This window comes from Sphingorhabdus profundilacus (genome assembly GCF_009769755.1).
GTDB classification, from domain to species: domain Bacteria; phylum Pseudomonadota; class Alphaproteobacteria; order Sphingomonadales; family Sphingomonadaceae; genus Sphingorhabdus_B; species Sphingorhabdus_B profundilacus.
In genome coordinates, this window is record NZ_SDWJ01000001.1 from 1 (window position 1) to 16,993 (window position 16,993).

12 protein-coding genes are annotated in these 16,993 nt (G+C 54.9%); 8 read left to right on the forward strand and 4 right to left on the reverse strand.

Translation table 11 applies throughout. The annotated features are described in order from the left end of the window. The 3 genes from EUU23_RS00005 to EUU23_RS00015 all read left to right on the forward strand — a co-directional run. On the forward strand, positions 1 to 250 hold a 250-nt coding region (locus EUU23_RS00005), incomplete at its 5' end, for a hypothetical protein (RefSeq protein ID WP_160352109.1). Between the two features lie 86 nt (positions 251 to 336). Beyond that, positions 337 to 2,106 carry an oleate hydratase gene (locus EUU23_RS00010; protein ID WP_160352110.1) on the forward strand — a complete coding sequence of 590 codons (1,770 nt, stop codon included), beginning with the start codon at positions 337 to 339 and terminating at the stop codon, positions 2,104 to 2,106. Between the two features lie 59 nt (positions 2,107 to 2,165). Continuing rightward, entirely contained in the window at positions 2,166 to 3,803 is a 1,638-nt protein-coding gene (locus EUU23_RS00015) for an oleate hydratase (protein WP_160352111.1), read from the forward strand. 713 nt (positions 3,804 to 4,516) lie between these two features. Here the strand turns inward: EUU23_RS00015 and EUU23_RS14075 are convergent. The 4 genes from EUU23_RS14075 to EUU23_RS00035 form a co-directional block, all read right to left on the reverse strand. Beyond that, positions 4,517 to 6,049 (reverse strand): glycine zipper 2TM domain-containing protein, encoded by a 1,533-nt coding sequence (locus tag EUU23_RS14075; protein WP_246155963.1) that lies wholly within the window; start codon positions 6,047 to 6,049, stop codon positions 4,517 to 4,519. A gap of 75 nt (positions 6,050 to 6,124) precedes the next feature. Further along, positions 6,125 to 8,404 carry a heavy metal translocating P-type ATPase gene (locus EUU23_RS00025; protein ID WP_160352112.1) on the reverse strand — a complete coding sequence of 760 codons (2,280 nt, stop codon included), beginning with the start codon at positions 8,402 to 8,404 and terminating at the stop codon, positions 6,125 to 6,127. Next, a complete protein-coding gene (locus tag EUU23_RS00030; protein ID WP_160352113.1) occupies positions 8,401 to 8,580 on the reverse strand; it encodes a hypothetical protein in 180 nt (59 codons plus the stop codon). Before EUU23_RS00030 ends, EUU23_RS00025 begins: the two co-directional genes overlap by 4 nt. A 72-nt stretch (positions 8,581 to 8,652) precedes the next feature. Continuing rightward, complete coding sequence (locus EUU23_RS00035) at positions 8,653 to 12,939, reverse strand: CheR family methyltransferase (RefSeq protein WP_160352114.1); 4,287 nt, start codon at positions 12,937 to 12,939, stop codon at positions 8,653 to 8,655. A 218-nt stretch (positions 12,940 to 13,157) separates the two neighbouring features. Between EUU23_RS00035 and dps the strand changes: the two genes are divergently transcribed. Genes dps through EUU23_RS00060 form a run of 5 tightly spaced genes read left to right on the forward strand, consistent with a single transcriptional unit; the run spans position 13,158 to position 16,992 of the window. Next, positions 13,158 to 13,661 (forward strand): DNA starvation/stationary phase protection protein Dps, encoded by a 504-nt coding sequence (gene dps, locus EUU23_RS00040; RefSeq protein WP_160352115.1) that lies wholly within the window; start codon positions 13,158 to 13,160, stop codon positions 13,659 to 13,661. Next, entirely contained in the window at positions 13,662 to 14,021 is a 360-nt protein-coding gene (locus EUU23_RS00045; protein ID WP_160352116.1) for a response regulator, read from the forward strand. It begins immediately after the preceding gene. Between the two features lie 15 nt (positions 14,022 to 14,036). Beyond that, positions 14,037 to 15,119, forward strand: coding sequence for an efflux RND transporter periplasmic adaptor subunit (locus tag EUU23_RS00050; protein WP_160352117.1), 1,083 nt, complete (start codon positions 14,037 to 14,039; stop codon positions 15,117 to 15,119). Then, positions 15,119 to 16,324 (forward strand): ABC transporter permease, encoded by a 1,206-nt coding sequence (locus EUU23_RS00055; protein WP_218939469.1) that lies wholly within the window; start codon positions 15,119 to 15,121, stop codon positions 16,322 to 16,324. The genes EUU23_RS00050 and EUU23_RS00055 overlap by 1 nt, the downstream gene beginning before the upstream one ends. Continuing rightward, entirely contained in the window at positions 16,321 to 16,992 is a 672-nt protein-coding gene (locus EUU23_RS00060) for an ABC transporter ATP-binding protein (protein WP_160352118.1), read from the forward strand. Before EUU23_RS00055 ends, EUU23_RS00060 begins: the two co-directional genes overlap by 4 nt. Position 16,993: the final 1 nt, after the last annotated feature.

Here is a 16,993-nt window from a genome sequence, read left to right on the forward strand (position 1 = left end):
AAAGACCAGCGTTACCGTATCGCCGCTATGGCCAAAGGTCGGAAGACTTGAGTTAAGCCGACCAATCACGCTCGATGAAATTGGCGGCTCACGGATGATGCATGATCCGACAAAGGTGAAGGACGGCATTGAGATTTCGCCGAACGACCAGATCATGGCCACACGGCGGGGCGCGTTTCTCGTTTCGGCGGCGAAGCGCAGCGGTGGCTGGCAGTCATGCCCCCACGCAAAACCATATGATACCAAATGAGAAGCACATGGCTGCAAGTCGTGCGGTGCACGACCGCGAAGCCAGCAGCACACTTTCTCGGCACCTCTCGTTGAAAGGGAGAACCCATGTACTATAGCAGTGGAAATTACGAAGCTTTCGCCCGCCCGCGCAAACCCAAAGGCGTAGAGACCAAAACTGCATGGTTTGTCGGCTCGGGAATTGCGGCGTTAGCGGGCGCTGCCTTCCTTATCCGCGATGGCCAAATGTCCGGCGATCACATTACTATCTTGGAGCAGCAACAATTACCCGGCGGGGCACTGGACGGCATCCATGAACCCGGAGAAGGCTTCGTGATCCGCGGCGGACGCGAGATGGAAAGCAACTTCGAATGTCTGTGGGACCTGTACCGCTCGATACCGTCACTCGAAATAGACGGGGCGAGTGTGCTCGACGAGTTTTATTGGCTCAACAAGGATGATCCGAACTTTTCATTACAGCGTGCAACTGTGAATTGCGGGGAGGACGCCCATACCGATGGTTTGTTCACTCTCAGTGAAGGAGCGCAAAAGGAAATCATCCAGCTCTTTCTAGCCACCCGTGAGGAGATGGAGAACAAACGCATAAATGAGGTATTCGGGGAGGAGTTCCTGAACAGCAATTTTTGGCTGTACTGGCGCACAATGTTTGCCTTCGAGGAGTGGCACTCTGCACTAGAGATGAAGCTCTACCTGCACCGCTTCATTCACCAGATCTCAGGTCTTCCGGACTTCTCAACACTCAAATTCACTAAGTACAACCAGTATGAATCGCTAGTACAGCCGCTCATTAATTGGCTACAAGACCATGGCGTGGTCTTCCAATATGGCACCGAGGTCACCGATGTCCGTTTCGATATCGCACCTGGACGCAAGCAAGCCACCCGGATCGACTGGCGTAAAAGCGATGTTCAAGGAGGTGTCAATCTCGGCCCCGATGACTTGGTGTTCGTGACCATCGGCTCGCTGACCGAGAATTCCGACAATGGCGATCACCATATACCGGCGAAGCTGAATGAGGGCCCCGCGCCAGCATGGGATCTGTGGCGACGTATCGCCGAAAAGGACCCTGCGTTCGGCCGTCCGGATGTTTTCGGCGCGCATATTCCCGAGACCAAATGGGAGTCGGCGACAATCACGACGCTCGATGAACGCATCCCGAAGTATATTCAAAAGATCGCCAAGCGCGATCCGTTCAGCGGCAATGTGGTGACAGGCGGTATTGTGACTGCGACGGACTCCCCCTGGTTGCTCAGCTGGACGGTCAATCGGCAACCGCACTTCAAACAGCAGCCAAAGAATCAGATCGTGGTTTGGTTCTATGGGCTGTTCGTCGAGAAACCTGGTGATTTCGTGAAGAAGGCCATGCAGGACTGCACTGGCGAGGAAATCACGCAGGAATGGCTTTATCACATGGGCGTACCGGCCACGGACATCCCAGAGCTTGCGGCAACCGGCGCAAACACTGTGCCGGTAATGATGCCATATGTCACTGCGTTCTTCATGCCTCGCCAAGCCGGCGATCGCCCGGATGTGGTGCCAGAGGGCGCTGTCAACTTCGCCTTTATCGGCCAGTTCGCTGAATCCGGGGAGCGCGACTGCATCTTTACCACTGAATATTCAGTGCGAACATCCATGGAGGCCGTTTACACATTGCTCTGCGTTGAGCGGGGCGTACCGGAAGTGTTCAATTCAACTTATGACATCCGAACGCTTCTGTCCGCCGTCGGCCGCCTGCGTGACGGTAAGGAGATCGACATTCCAGGGCCAGCATTCTTACGCAACCTGCTGATAAAAAAGCTCGACAGAACCGAGATCGGCGCACTGCTGCACGAGTTCAAACTTGTCGGGGGTGACTGAGCTAATTGCCACGATTGTGACGATTGCCGAGTTGAGCAAAATTGGAAAGGCAGGCCAAAATGAACAACACAGAGGATTCTTCCGTCAACATATATCTCAATGGGCTTGGTCTTGGCTCGATTGCTGCTGCAATGTATCTGATCCAGAAAGCAGATTTCAATCCATCCAATATCCACATCTTCGAGCAAATGGGCGACAATCACCTTTTGGGCGGGAGCTGTGATGCCTCAGAGGTCATGGTGAACGGCCAGCCGGCCTACTTCATGCAAGGCAGTCGTGAGTTCGAAGACAAGGCGTACCCGTGTACCAAAGAATTGTGGTCCATCATTCCGTACACCGATGATGCATCGTGCTTGCAAGACCATCAGAAGAATCGTGAAGAATGCAGGGTTCACACAGTCGTTCGCCTGATGCACGAAAATGGCGAGAAGGACAGCGGATATCAGCTCGGTTTGGACACGGCGCAAAAGCTGAATATGGCCAAACTCATGGCCACGCCTGAATCCCTGATCGCTGATGGCGCGAAGATCACCGACATCTTTGGCGAGACGTTTTTTACCAGCAACTTCTGGTACATGTGGCGCGCCATGTTTGCGTTCCAGCCGTGGCATTCAGCGGTGGAAATGAAGCGCTATATGCACCTTTTCTTTCACGAGATGCCGAACATGGACACGATGGTCGCCCTAGAGCGCACCCGCTACACCAACTTTCACTCGTTCATCCTGCCCGCCTTACGCTTCATGAAGAAGAAGGGTGTGAATATCCACTATAACATAAGGATATCGGACGCCGATTTCGGGACCGATTCTGGAACTGAAAAAAGGTGGATCAAGCGCCTCTACCTCGAAACGGCAAGTGGCGCGCCCAAGCCCTCGATCGCGGTGAGTGACACCGACCTCGTCTTCCTGACCATCGGCTCCATCGTCAGCAACGCATCGTTCGGCACCCATGACCGCCCGGTTGACAGACCCGCGGTCGACGGCGACAAAGTGGGCGGCGCGTGGACGTTGTGGAAGAATATCGCTGCCAAGCAACATGGCTTCGGCCGCCCCGATCAGTTCCTGCGCGATGTCCCGAAGTCCACCATGATAACCTTTACCGTCACCTTTCGCGGCGGGTTGTTCCAGCGCAAGTTCGAATGGTTGGTGGAGCGCCAGATGGGTCGACAGAGCCCGCTACCTCTCACCGCCTCCCCGTGGATACTGCACCTCCACACCTACCGTCAGCCCTTGTTCCCGGAGCAACCGCGCGACACATGCGTTATCTGGGTGACGGCGCTGGGCAGCGATCAGATCGGCACATTCGTGAAGAAGACCATGGCCGAATGCACGGGCCGCGAAATCCTGGAAGAACTGTTGGGTCATTTGCAATTCGACCATGACGAGGGGGAAAAGGCCGAACTGCTCGACACCTCGACCTGCATCCCCTGCTTGCTTCCCTACAGCACCAGCCAGTTTCTGGGCAGAGCCGAGGGCGACAGACCGGCGGTCGTACCTGCGGGCTCACAGAACTTCGCGTTCCTCGGACAGTTCGTTGAAATTCCCGATGGCATTGTCTTCACCACCGAATACAGCGTGCTGGGCGCGATCCATGCGGTAAAGCAGTTTGTTAAACCAACTTTGGAGGTGCCGCCCATGTATTTCGGACAGCACCATCCGCTGATAGTCGTTGAGGTCGCGCGTGCTTTGGCCCGTTAGGGGGTCCTTGTGTCGGGGTCCATGACGTGGCGCAACCTTCTCAATTGTTGCAGTTTGAATCGCGCGATAATTGCCTCGAGAACGGTGGCGATTTGACCTCACTTACCGCACTAATGGTTCAGCCGAGGCATCAAGACGCAGCGCGACCGGGCGACAGGTGAGTTTAGGGTTGCCGCTGTTTGAAATCGCTTGTTATTCGCATGGGCTGTTTTTGCGGACCCACGACGGCTTTTGCGAATGGCGATCTGCAAAGGGCACCGCAGAATTGTCAGCGGATGCGCCTGCTTTCAGTGAGGCGGGACAATGGGACCTGAACCGCTGAAATATTAACAGTCAAACCGCCCTTAAGATCTCCCAAAAGCGGAGTTTCATGTTCAACTATTGTGATGGCACCGGACGGACCATAGACCAATTTTTTGGTCCGTTCGGAATGCGCCAGTGGCGCGTGACGTCGAAACCAAGCGCATGATGATCGGGCGAACACCCAGCAATGCGAAGATACTAATGTAGTTCGGCGGGATGGTTGGCGTCGCTTGCCGCGCTAACGGTCAGATTTCAAATCACGCGAACTTTGGTCTGGGGCCAAATGGAATTTGGCAGATACTCTACGCGCCATCGTCGGACGGATTACGTCCATTGCTTCGGATTTTGAGATACACCGGATGCTGCACCGGACAGGGGGGTCATAAAAGTGCAGCATCCGATGGCCTGGTTCAATAGCGCCGGTCATCTTCAAAGGTTGTGACACGCAGTTGGCCGCTTAATCGGTCAAGCCTGACATTTATCGCCGCTTCGTTACGGATCGACAGCTGGCCGTCGCGGTCACGGCGCATCATGCGTTCGCTGCGCCGGATATTGTTCAGATCACGCAACGCCCGGTTGGTTTCCACACGGTTCAAGGTGCCTTCGCGATTAGAGGTACGGATGTAGTTTTCGATCCAGGCTTCACGCGCGCGGATTTCGTGCGGCATACCGGTGCCCGGTTCATTGCCCATTGAAGGTCTTGTGATCCAGCGTCCCTGGCCGTCATAATAACCCGAAACGGTGCCTGCCTGCCAATGGCCGCGGGAATCATAATAGCCGGGTTGGTCGCCGGACATCCAAATGCCAGCGCTATTGCGATAACCGCCCGGATCACCGGCAATCCATTTGCCCCGGACATCGTAGTGCCCTGTCGTCAGCCCGGCAATCCAGCGACCGCGGCTGTCATAATGACCACTTGTGGTGCCGGCGATCCACTGGCCATCACGGTTGTAATAGCCTTCGGCCGACGCCGGAATCCAATGTCCCTGCTGGTCATAATATCCCGCAGCGGCGGCCTCTCCCCTTGCTGCTATCCATCGGCCTTGATTGTCATAATATCCGTTGGGCGTACCTTCTACCCACTGGTCGTTGCGATCATAATAACCTCTCGCCATGTTGCGGTCAGAGGTGCCGACATGCCAACGGCCCTGATTGTCATAATATCCGTAGGCATCGCTGCGTCGTCCTGACTGGGAAGGTGGGCCCTGGTTGGGTCCGGTCGAGACCCAGCGACCGCGCGTGTCATAATAGCCAGCCGCGCTGCCTGCATTCCAGCGCCCGTCGCTGCCATAATGACCGCTTTTTTGGTCGCTGATCCAATTTCCATTTGCGTCTGTATGACCATTGGCCATGCCGGGCATCCAGCGCCCGTCGTCATTATAATGACCCGTCGTGTTGCCGATGTTCCAACGACCGCGATCGTCATAATAGCCAGCCGTCGACCCGGCTATCCAACGATCGTCGCGGTCATAATAGCCGTCGGCAGAAGCCGGAACCCAATGACCATCGGTGCCGTAATACCCATTTTCATCCTGCGAACCGGGATTTTGAACCCAGCGGTTGCTGGAATTGTAATAGCCATTGGGTGCACCGCTCACCCAGTCGCCATCGCGGTCAAAATATCCGGTGGCTTGCGAACGATCTATACCGGTTGAATGCCAACGGTTATTCTGGTCATAATAGCCAAAAGCGCGCGAGCAGTCGGCGTCGGGCCTGGTGACCTGGTTGCCTACCACCGCGCCGACGACGGCACCGATCACAGTGCCAAGGGTTTTATCGCCGCGTCCGGCGATGACATTACCTGCCACACCGCCGACGACGGCACCGCCAACGGTCGCGCCAACACGTGCAGAGCGCTGTCGCTCGCAGCTTTGCTGTGCAGACGCGATTGATGGTATCATCGTTACAACGGCGATACCGGCAAAGAGAAGATGTTTACGCATGATGTCATACTCCTGAAACTGGCTGATGCGAGCCTCTTTCCAACTAAACTGCGGGGAGTATGAATTGTTCCTCGGTCACAGTTTGACGCGGTTGAGTCGCAAGGCGTTCAGCACCACGGTCAACGAGGACAGGGCCATCGCGGCGCCGGCAATCATGGGTGACATCAATATGCCGGCGACCGGATAGAGCGCGCCTGCCGCGATCGGAATACCAATGCCGTTGAAAAGGAACGAGAAGAAGAGGTTTTGGCGAATGTTACGCATCGTGGCCGTTGATAGTCGACGCGCGCGGACGATGGCACCGAGATCGCCTTTGGTGAGCGTTATGCCGGCACTTTCGATGGCAACGTCAGTCCCGGTGCCCATTGCGACCCCGACATCAGCAACAGCAAGCGCCAGCGCGTCGTTGATGCCGTCACCTGCCATTGCAACCCTGGCACCATGAGCTTTCAGTTCACCGATAATCCGCGCCTTACCTTCCGGCAACAGGTTTGCACATATGTCGTCCAATCCACCAACCGCTGTTGCTACAGCGTTTGCCGTCAACTCATTATCGCCGGTCAACATGACGACGCGCAGGCCTTGCGCCCGAAGTTCGGCAATAGCTTCGCTTGCGCCACTTCGAACCGGATCGGCAACCGCGATCAAACCGGCCAGCTTGCTTCCGATTGCGACGAACATGACGCCAGCGCCATTGCTGCGATACTTTTTTGCAGCGCTGGATAACGGTGTGGGATCAACTTGTATGCGGCGCAATTGCGCTTCATTGCCAATCACGACCATCTGTTTCCCAACCTTGGCGGAAACCCCCATACCGGTGTGTGACTTGAAATCCGTGACCGAGCCGAGCGAAAGGCCGCGCTCTGCGGCACCTGCGACAATAGTTTGCGCCAACGGATGTTCTGACTGCGCTTCAACTGCGGCAACACGGGAGAGCAGGTCATCGGCGGCGAAGGTTGCGTGTGGTTCAACCGCGATCAGCTTGGGCTTGCCCTCGGTCAGCGTTCCGGTCTTGTCGATAACGAGTGTGTCTACTGTCTCAAAGGCTTGCAGAGCCTCTGCATTCTTAATAAGCACACCCGCCTGTGCTCCACGTCCTGCCGCGACCATGATCGACATCGGCGTCGCAAGGCCAAGCGCGCAAGGGCAGGCGATGATCAGCACCGCGATTGCATTAAGCAAGGCGTGACTAAAGCGAGGCTCGGGGCCGAAGAGACTCCATGCGAGAAATGTCAAAACCGCAATGCCGATAACTGCGGGTACAAACCAGCTCGAAATCCTGTCTGCAACCGCTTGGATCGGCGCTCGACTGCGTTGGGCATCGGCTACCATGCGGACAATATGCGCGAGCATGGTGCTATCGCCCACGGCGCGCGCTTCGATAATCAGGCTGCCGGTTCCGTTGATCGTCGCGCCGGTCACAATGGCTCCTATGTCTTTGGCGACCGCGGCTGGTTCGCCGGTCAACATCGATTCATCAACGGTTGAGCGCCCTTCGATGACAACGCCGTCGACCGCAAAGGCCTCTCCGGGGCGGACGCGGAGCCGGTCTCCGGTCACAACCAGGTCAAGTGTGACCTCGCTTTCGGTGCCATCGGCTGCAATCCTATGCGCGGTCTTGGGAGCCAGATCCATCAATGCACGGATCGCACGTCCCGTGGCAGCGCGGGCGCGCAGTTCCAGGACTTGACCAAGCAGCACCAGCGTCACAACAACGCCCGCCGCTTCATAATAGACGGGTATCATTCCGGCATGACCGCCAAAGGACGGAGGGAACAGTTGCGGAGCGACGGTCGCGACAATGCTGATGGTAAAGGCCGCGCCAACCCCGATGGAAATCAGCGTGAACATGTTGAGGCGGCCCGTGACAAGCGATGTCCAACCCCGCACGAAAAAGGGCTGGCCCGCCCACAACACGATGGGCGCGGAAAGAACGAGCTGGATCCAGGGTGATGCGGTGGCGCTAACAATGTGCAACCCGAACATGTCGGCCCCCATTGAGAGCAGCAGTAACGGAATGCTCAGCACGGCTGCAACCCAAAGCCGCCGGGTAAAGTCGATCAGCTCTGGGTTAGGCGCATCGATGAGCGATGGTGCTTCAGGCTCCAGCGCCATTCCGCAAATTGGGCAAGATCCCGGACCGGCCTGCCGGATTTCGGGATGCATCGGACATGTCCACATTTCGGATGTCGTCGCAAGGAGCGGGCGAGTCATATCTTTCGGATAGCTCAACGGGTCGGCGATAAATTTTGCCTTGCAACCTGCACTGCAGAAATGGATCGTCCGGCCCGCATGATCTACGTTATAGGGTGACTTCACCGGATCGACCGTCATCCCGCAAACCGGGTCTTTCATTGCACCGCTAGGATGACCGTTATGGAAACGGGCGCATCTTCCTGTCGCTTAAGTGCCCCGAATTTACTGGCAACGTCCTGTGGCGCTTCGTTGACGGGACGTCCCGAAGACACAATTGCGCCGGGAAAGGCAGATCTCAACCGGTTGATTTCGGTGTTCGCGGATTTGATGTTCATCGATGTCCTCCTTATTCGGACCTTGGATCGACGCATTTTAATACCGATATTGCAATCTGCCAGACTCGGAATCTACTTAGCCTTGGCGGCAAGAGCTAAGCGGGCCAGCGCGGGTAGTGACGTTGTGCCGGTTTTTGTCATGATCGCGGCACGATGATTTTCCACGGTGCGTTGACTAATGCCCAGGTCGGCGGCGATGATCTTGCTCGGCTGCCCGGCGAGCACCAGATCCATGACTTGATGTTGGCGTTTGGTAAGACCTGCAACCAGTTTCGCCGCAGCAATCTGCTGGTCAGAACGCTTGCTCACATTTTGTGCAAGCTCCAGCGCTCGGGTTATGCTTGCGAGCAGTTCTGCGGTGCCGATCGGCTTCTCGATGAAGTCCACGGCACCCGCCTTCATCGCCTCGACGGCAATTGGTACGTCGCTGTTTCCTGTGATCATGATGGCCGGAAGATGATCACCGCTTTCCTTCAGGCGCTGCAAAAGCTCTAGTCCGGTCATGCCGGGAAGATATGCGTCGATCAGCAAGCATCCCTCTTGCAATGGCTGGTAAGTCGAGAGAAACTCTTCGCAATTGGCGAAATCTTTCACTTCATGCCCTTCTGCTTCAAGCATTTCGCGCATGGAAGTGCGGATTAATGTATCATCGTCGACAATATAGACGACGGCATTTTCATTAAATTTGTTAGGCGTAGCGGCCAGCATCCGTCTAATCGCCTGGATCAGTATATTCGGTTTCACAGGTTTGTTGAGCTGTTCGCAATCATGGTCCGCTATATTACGTAGGGCCGCGGTTGATATATCGCCGGTCAAGATGATTACTGGAACCATATGCCCGATCTTCTGCCGCAATCTGGCAGTAACCTCGACGCCGTTCATCCCGCCCGGCAGGTTATAGTCCGACAAGATGAGGCCAGGTTTAAACTGGGCGTCTGTCGCAAGTTTTAAAGCCGCCGCACCATCATAGGCCAAAACGACGTTATGACCTTCGTCGTCGAGCATTATTTTGAGCAATTCTCTTAACTCGGGATCATCCTCGATAATCAGGATTTGTCCACCACCCTGCGTCTTTAATGTGATGTCCTTGGGTACGGAATCCTGTTTACCGGATTGGCGCGGCAATGTCTTTACGTCTACCGCAAACACCGATCCTTTGGCTGGAATTGATCGGACATGAACCCTATACCCCAGCAGATTACCAAGACGCTTGACGATTGAAAGCCCCAGTCCCAGACCTTGGCTACGTTCGCGCGCGGCATTGTCGACCTGATGATATTCTTCAAAAATGGCGCCTAGATCAAACGCATCGATGCCAACGCCGCTGTCCCAAATCTCGATGCGAAGATGATCGCTATGTCGGCGGCAGCCAATCAAAACCTTCCCCTTCGATGTGTATTTGATGGCATTGGCAATAAGATTTCTCAAGATCTGTTCGAGCAGGCGTGGATCACTTGCTATCGATAGCCCGCAAGGTACAAGGCGCAGCGACAGTTGCTTGGCATCTGCATGATAAACAAATTCGCTTCGGAGCCGTTCGAGCAGATCGCCGACTGGAAATGTCGAAATTTCTGCGCGTACAGTGCCGGCTTCGATCTGGTTGATATCGAGCAATGTGTTGAGCATACCAGACATGGCGCCCAATGTATCATCGACCCGTTTAACCAGTTGCTGCGCTTTAGGTCCCTCGACAATTTTGGCGAGTAGGCCCTGCAACAGCGCCAGCGTCTGAAGGGGTTGACGCAAATCGTGACTGGCAGCTGCAAGAAAACGTGATTTTGCCTCATTGGCCCGATCGGCCTGCTGCTTGGCATCTTCGAGTGCAAGTTTGATCTGTTTGCGCTCGCTCACGTCGGTAAATGTAATGACGACACCTTCGACCTTCCCGTCATCGGCAAGATAAGGCAAAATACGCCGAACAAACCAAAGGCCAGGGGTAGTTTCGATTTCCCGGTCAATAGCATCCAGACTCGCAAGAACATGGTGGGCATCTTCTGAAAGAGCCTGATCCGCCGATAGTGACTTCAAATCTGTCAGCGGCCTGCCCACGTCACCTGGTATAAGATTGAAAAGCGCAGTTGTCGCAGGTGTAAAGAAACGAATGTTGAGATTGGTATCAAGAAATAGCGTGGCCACATCGGTACTATAAAGCACATTTTGCAAGTCATTTGACGTAATTCGCTGCCGATCAAGCGTTTCTTGAAGTTGACTGTTAAGGGCTGTCAATTCTTCATTCAATGACTGCAATTCCTCTTTCGACGTCAACAGTTCCTCATTGGTTGATTGAAACTCTTCATTAACCGACAGGGCTTCTTCATTAACCGCGCGCTGCTCTTCACCTGATATTTCAAGATTATGGATCGCACCCTGCAATTCTGTCCGGGTGGTTTCCAATTCATGCTCCAGTTCGACGACACGGGCGGCATTGGTCGGCGACGCGGCGCGGCTTTTCCATGCTTTTGTGACCGGTACATCTACGAAGCACACAAGGAGCAACGGTTCGCCTTCGCTATTGACCGGTGTAACGTGGATGTCGAAATCGGCCAGCGGGCTGCCCTGTTCACTGCGTCGGCCGGTTACAATCACAAGCGCATTGGTCTGAATGGCCTGCTGAATTGCAGACCTTAGCTTTGTTCGGAGTGACTGGGGAGCCATGGAAAGGATGTCGTGGCTAGGATGCCCCGGCGCAACGCGGAGATAACGCTCCGTAGGACCAGAAGAAAAAAGTGCCTCATTTTTGCGATTTATCAGCACGGCAGCGGGGCAATGCGCTTCGGCGACCAGGCGTTGAACGAGATCGGCAAGCTTGTTTTGATGTGTGATTTGGCCTTGGCTATTTCGATTCGAACTGCGCGCCGCTTCGGCTTGACCAATCTGAAACCCGATTTCGCCGGGCTTACTGCGACCGACATGGCGATAAAGCCGCTCGACTTTTGAAATGACTTTGAAGCGACTTTCGTTGCTACCAATTGTTTCGGCATTGCCGAGCAACAAAATTCCTCCTTCACGTAATGCGAAGTGGAACAGCGCAATCACTTTGGCCTGTGCCTCTGGTCCGAGATAGATCAGCAGATTGCGGCATGAAACCATGTCAAGCCGAGAGAATGGTGGATCGGCAAGTACGTCCTGCACCGTGAACACGACTGCCGCGCGAAGCTCGGGAGACACGCGATAGCCTTGGTCTTCCTTGACAAAGAAACGCGCAAGCCGTTCGGCACTGATCTGCGGCGCAATGGTTTCTGGATAAATACCAACCCGCGCAGCCGATATAGCGTCGCCGTCCACGTCCGAAGCAAATACCTGCAGCTTGATGTCGCGCTTGCTGGAAATGATCGCTTCGCGGAACAGCATCGCAAGCGAATAGGCCTCCTCTCCTGAACTGCACCCGGCTATCCAGATTCGTAGTGGACGGTCGGCCGGATGATCGCGAACCATGTCAGGTACGATAGATTTTGCGAGCATATCAAATACCGCCATATCGCGAAAAAAGCTGGTAACATTGATGAGCAAATCCTTTGCGAGCAGATCGAGTTCCGTAGCATCGGTCTTCAATCTCTCGAGATATGTCGACAGATTGTCGATCAAGGCGAGGCCCATCCGCCGTTCAATTCGTCGCTGCAAGGTTCCCATTTTGTAGAGCGTGAAATCATGATTGGCCGAGGCACGCAGCAATTCAATAATCTCGGTGAAAAGGGTCGAATCTGTATTTGGCGCTAAATGGATGTTCAATGATCGCCGCGTTGAATCCATTAGAACGGCTGCAATTTCTGTAACCGGAAGGATAAGGTCAATAGCTCCCGCAGCGATCGCAGCCATTGGCATACCCTGATATTCAGCTTCATCAGGGCTTTGCGCCATGGTGAAGCCGCCCGCGCTGTGAAGCAGAGTAAGCCCGATGGTTCCATCCGCACCGGTTCCCGACAGGATCACCCCCGTTGTGCGGGAAGGACAATCCATCGCAAGTGATTGTAACAGAAAATCAAAGGGCAAGCGGGCACCATGAGGTGCGGTGGGTTTGGAAAGATGGAGACGTCCAGCGGTTACGGAGAGGTAATTACCTGGAGGAATGATATAAAGATGGCCGGGCTGAATGATCGAATCGTTTTGCGCCTGCGCCACTACCATTGTCGTATGTCCGGCCAGCAAGTCGGCCATCATGCTTGCATGATTTGGATCAAGATGCTGAACAAGAATGAAAGCCATGCTACCGGCAGTGCGATCCAGTCCTTTTGCTAAGGCATCTACCAGCTTTGTACAGGCGTCCAACCCGCCCGCAGACGCCCCTATCGCAACGATAGGAAAAAGTCTGGACGGCGACCGATGCGTGGCCTTCAATGGTTTCGGCCGCTCGTCTGTCATGATGACCCGTCCCTTAAATATAGGTTCCCGCTGAACCATAACAACACGGCTTCGCTTTTGTTCCACGCGGCGGTGTGCGGACAAACTGAGTAGGGGCGCTTCGGTTAGACAAGTCAACGAATAAGCGGGTGGAACCAAATACGAAATGAGTAGTTTCCGATTCTTAACGCACGAAGCGTTAGCCCTAATACTGGCGCAGTTCTAAATGGAGTTTCCCCATGCAAAAGACCCACAATACCCTATCCGAAAAAATCCGGATTCAGTCGGTTGAGCTTCTAAACAAGCATCTGGCCGCCGCAATTGATCTCCATGCCCAAGTAAAACAGGCGCACTGGAATGTGCGTGGCCCCGGCTTTATCGCGATCCATGAGCTTTTTGACCGGGTTTCGGTGGAAGTAGAGAATTTCTCCGACATGCTCGCAGAACGTGCCGCCGGACTGGGAGGTAGCGCAAACGGAACTATCCAGGTAGCAATCAAGGAATCATTTCTGATCCCATACCCGCTGGGCATCGCAGATGAATCAAAGCATCTGTTCGCAGTATCAGCCGCGCTGGCTGCATTTGGCGGCTCGATTATCGAGGCGATCGGAAAGTCTGCGGAGATCGAAGATCCCACCACAGCCGATCTTTTTACCGAAATCTCGCGGGGTATCGATCAGCAACTCTATTTCGTTGAATCCCATTTTGCCCCGTTGAAGGTCGATCCGTCTAAAGGAAACTGAATGCGTAAGATATCGATCCTCATTGTCGAAGACGAACCCATTATCGGCATGTTGCTGTCTGAAGTGCTGGCTGGAATGGGTCACAACGTGATAGCGGTCGTAGGAACCGAGGGAGCAGCGGTTGCAATAGCTGCGGAGTATTTGCCCGACCTGCTGATTGTGGATGCAGGGCTGACGTCGGGCAATGGTATCTCTGCGGTTGATATGATCCTGACGACAGGGTTCGTACCGCACCTCTTCACAACCGGTGACGCGATGAAAGTCAGACAACTTAGACCCGATGCCATCATACTCGAAAAGCCGTTCAACGAATCCGACCTAGCCGATGCCATCGCCAGTGCGTTGACGCATCACAGTTGACGGTGGATCGAAAGGGTGAAGATAAGCCGAACCCGCGCCATCCAGATCTTGATTGCGCTGCTTTTGGTGTTCGGCGCTGTTGCTATCGCAATTCGGGCAACGGCACCCAAGCCGGTTAATGTAATACGCCTGACCGTCGGGCCTGCTGAACAGATTTTGGCTGTTGTGGGACGTGTCCGCTCGGCCAATGTCGTCCGCATCCTGCCCGAAAATGCCGGGGCCATTATTGCACTGCTCCATGACGAGGGCGATGTGGTAGCAAAAGGAGAACTGCTGGCGCAGATACGATCGGACCAACAAGCCGCCGCCGTCGCAGTTTCCTCCGCGCAGATCAAAAATTTCGAAGCGCAGTTAAAGCTGGCAAGGGCCAAACAGCGCCGTGTCCAGGCCCTGGCGGCCAAGGGCTGGGTTACACGGGCAATGCTTGATGAAGCCAATGCTGCCGCTGATGTTGCCGTCGCCAGTCTCGATGCGGCAAGGGCAAATGCCGGTCAGGCGACCGCAAAGGCGCGAGAGTTTAACATTTATGCGCCGATGACAGGTACGATCCTGGTCCGGCCGGTTGACCCGGGGCAGGTGGTATCAGTCAGCAGCATCTTGTTCGAAATCGGCTCGGAAGGACCGGTGGAAATCGAAGCCGAGATTGACGAAGTCTATGCAGACCGGGTCCCGATCAACGCAACGATCATGCTTTCACCAACCGGTAGCGGGCGGCAATTTGCGGGCAGGATTAGCGAGATCGCACCACGCATTGATCCCGCGACCGGCGGCAGGTTAATGCGGTTTATCGCCAATCAGGGGGATGACAGCCTGCGGTCCGGCCGGTCCGTTGATGTGAATATCATTGTCAAAAAACGGGACCGCGTCTTGTCGCTGCCGCGGTCGGCCATGATCAAGAAACTGGGCCAAAACAATGTTTTCGTCGTTGAGTCCGGTAAAGTTGTTTTACGCTCTTTGGATATCGTCGATTGGCCCGGCGCCTATGTCATCGTCACCAGCGGCGTTAAAGCGCGGTCTTTGATCGTGCTCGATCCGCTCAGCGTGAAGTCAGGCGACAAGGTGGAGGCTCGGATTGCCAAGAGCATGAGGGCCAACTGATGCTGTTCGCGCTGCGGGTCGCCTTTCGATATTTAACGGCAAACCGTGTGCAGAGCGGCTTGTTGATTGGCGGCGTTGCCTTGAGCGTCATTGTATTTGTGTTCATGACCGCGCTTATTCGTGGTCTTGCGCTTTTCCTGACCGTGCAAACCACCGGCCAGATCGCACATGTCGAGATGGAACCACCACGCAGAATTGCAGAAGTGATGGGTCCCGATGCCCGGTTCGCGGCTCAACCGATTTCAACCTTTCAGCGGCAGCAGATCCGTAACTGGCAGCTGATGGTCGATCAGGCGGAACAACTCGATCACGTCGTAGCTGTTGTCCCCGAAGTAAACGGAAACGGCTTTTTGGTGCGCGGCACGGCTGTGGCACCTATTGCTTTACAGGGGATTGATCCCAGCCAGATCGACGCCATCATCCCCTTAAGCAAGTCGATTATTGATGGCAGCGCCGACCTTTCAACCGGCGGTCTGTTGATCGGCGCTGAACTTGCGGAGGATTTGGGGCTTCGTGCGGGTGTCCCAGTCATCCTCCGGTCGGACCGAGGCATCGAACGACTTATTCCTGTGACAGGTATATTCCGCATCGGCCTTTCCAATGTCGATCGGCGGGTTGCGTATCTTTCGATAGCGGTTGCCCGGCCTCTGCTCGCGCTACCTAACGGCGTCACGTCGGTTTCGATCAAGCTGGATGATCCCGCACTGGCGCCCTTGATAGCCGAACAGTTAAAGCGCCAATTGCCCTTGAAGGTCACCGCATGGCAGGAGAAAAACCGCAATCTGGAAACCGCGCTTGAATCGCAAGGCCGTACCGGCAATTTCATTCAGGCTTTTGCGCTTATTGCCATCATGATCTCGATAGCAAGCGCGCTGCTGCTGACCAGCGTGCGGCGACGGGGTGAGATAGGAATTATGCGGAGTTTCGGGATTTCGCGGGGTTTTGTTGCAAGTGTATTTGTATTTCAGGGGGTCATCATCGGTTTGGCCGGCTCTCTCATTGGGTCCGCATTGGGCTATCGTTTATGCTTGTTCCTCAGTGAGGGCATAACGGGTCCAGATGGAGGGCCGCTATTGCCGATTGCGCCTGCGGAAGGCGGATATGTGCTTGTCATCGTGTTGACAGTTGTCGGTTCGGCGATTTCGGCAATCCTGCCCGCGCAGGCCGCTGCGCGGCTCGATCCTGTCGAAGCGATACAGCAATGACGTTGCTGAAAGCCGAAGGCATAACCAAAAGTTTTCGCACCGGAGATATCGACACCCTCGTCCTCAAAGGAGTAAATCTGGTTTTGGAACCTGGCGAAATGGTGGCATTGTCTGGACCATCAGGTTCCGGTAAATCGACCTTGCTCAACATTCTTGGTTTGCTGATGCAGCCAAGCGATGGCGCATTATCGTTTATGGACAAACCCATGTCCGGCCTGACCGACAAGCAATTGTCGGCAATCCGCAACACGCATTATGGGTTCGTATTTCAATTCCACCATTTGCTACCCGATTTCACCGCCATGGAGAATGTCGCCTTTCCGGCCGCTGCACCCGCAGGTGGAATATCGGCAGAGATCAGGGACCGTGCAAAGATGCTGCTTGGCCGGGTAGACCTTACGGACCGTATCGATTTTGCTGCAATGCGGCTTTCTGGCGGTCAGAAACAGCGCGTGGCAATCGCACGTGCGCTGATGAACAAGCCCGAGCTGGTGCTTGCCGATGAACCCACCGGAAGTCTTGACCGGGAAAACAGCGCTCGTGTTATGGCGCTGTTAAGAGAAATAAATCATGAGGATAGAACAAGTTTTCTGATTTCAACACATGATCCGGAGATCGCAAAATGCTGCGACCGCCAGATCAATGTTGTCGATGGCCGGATCGCCTGAC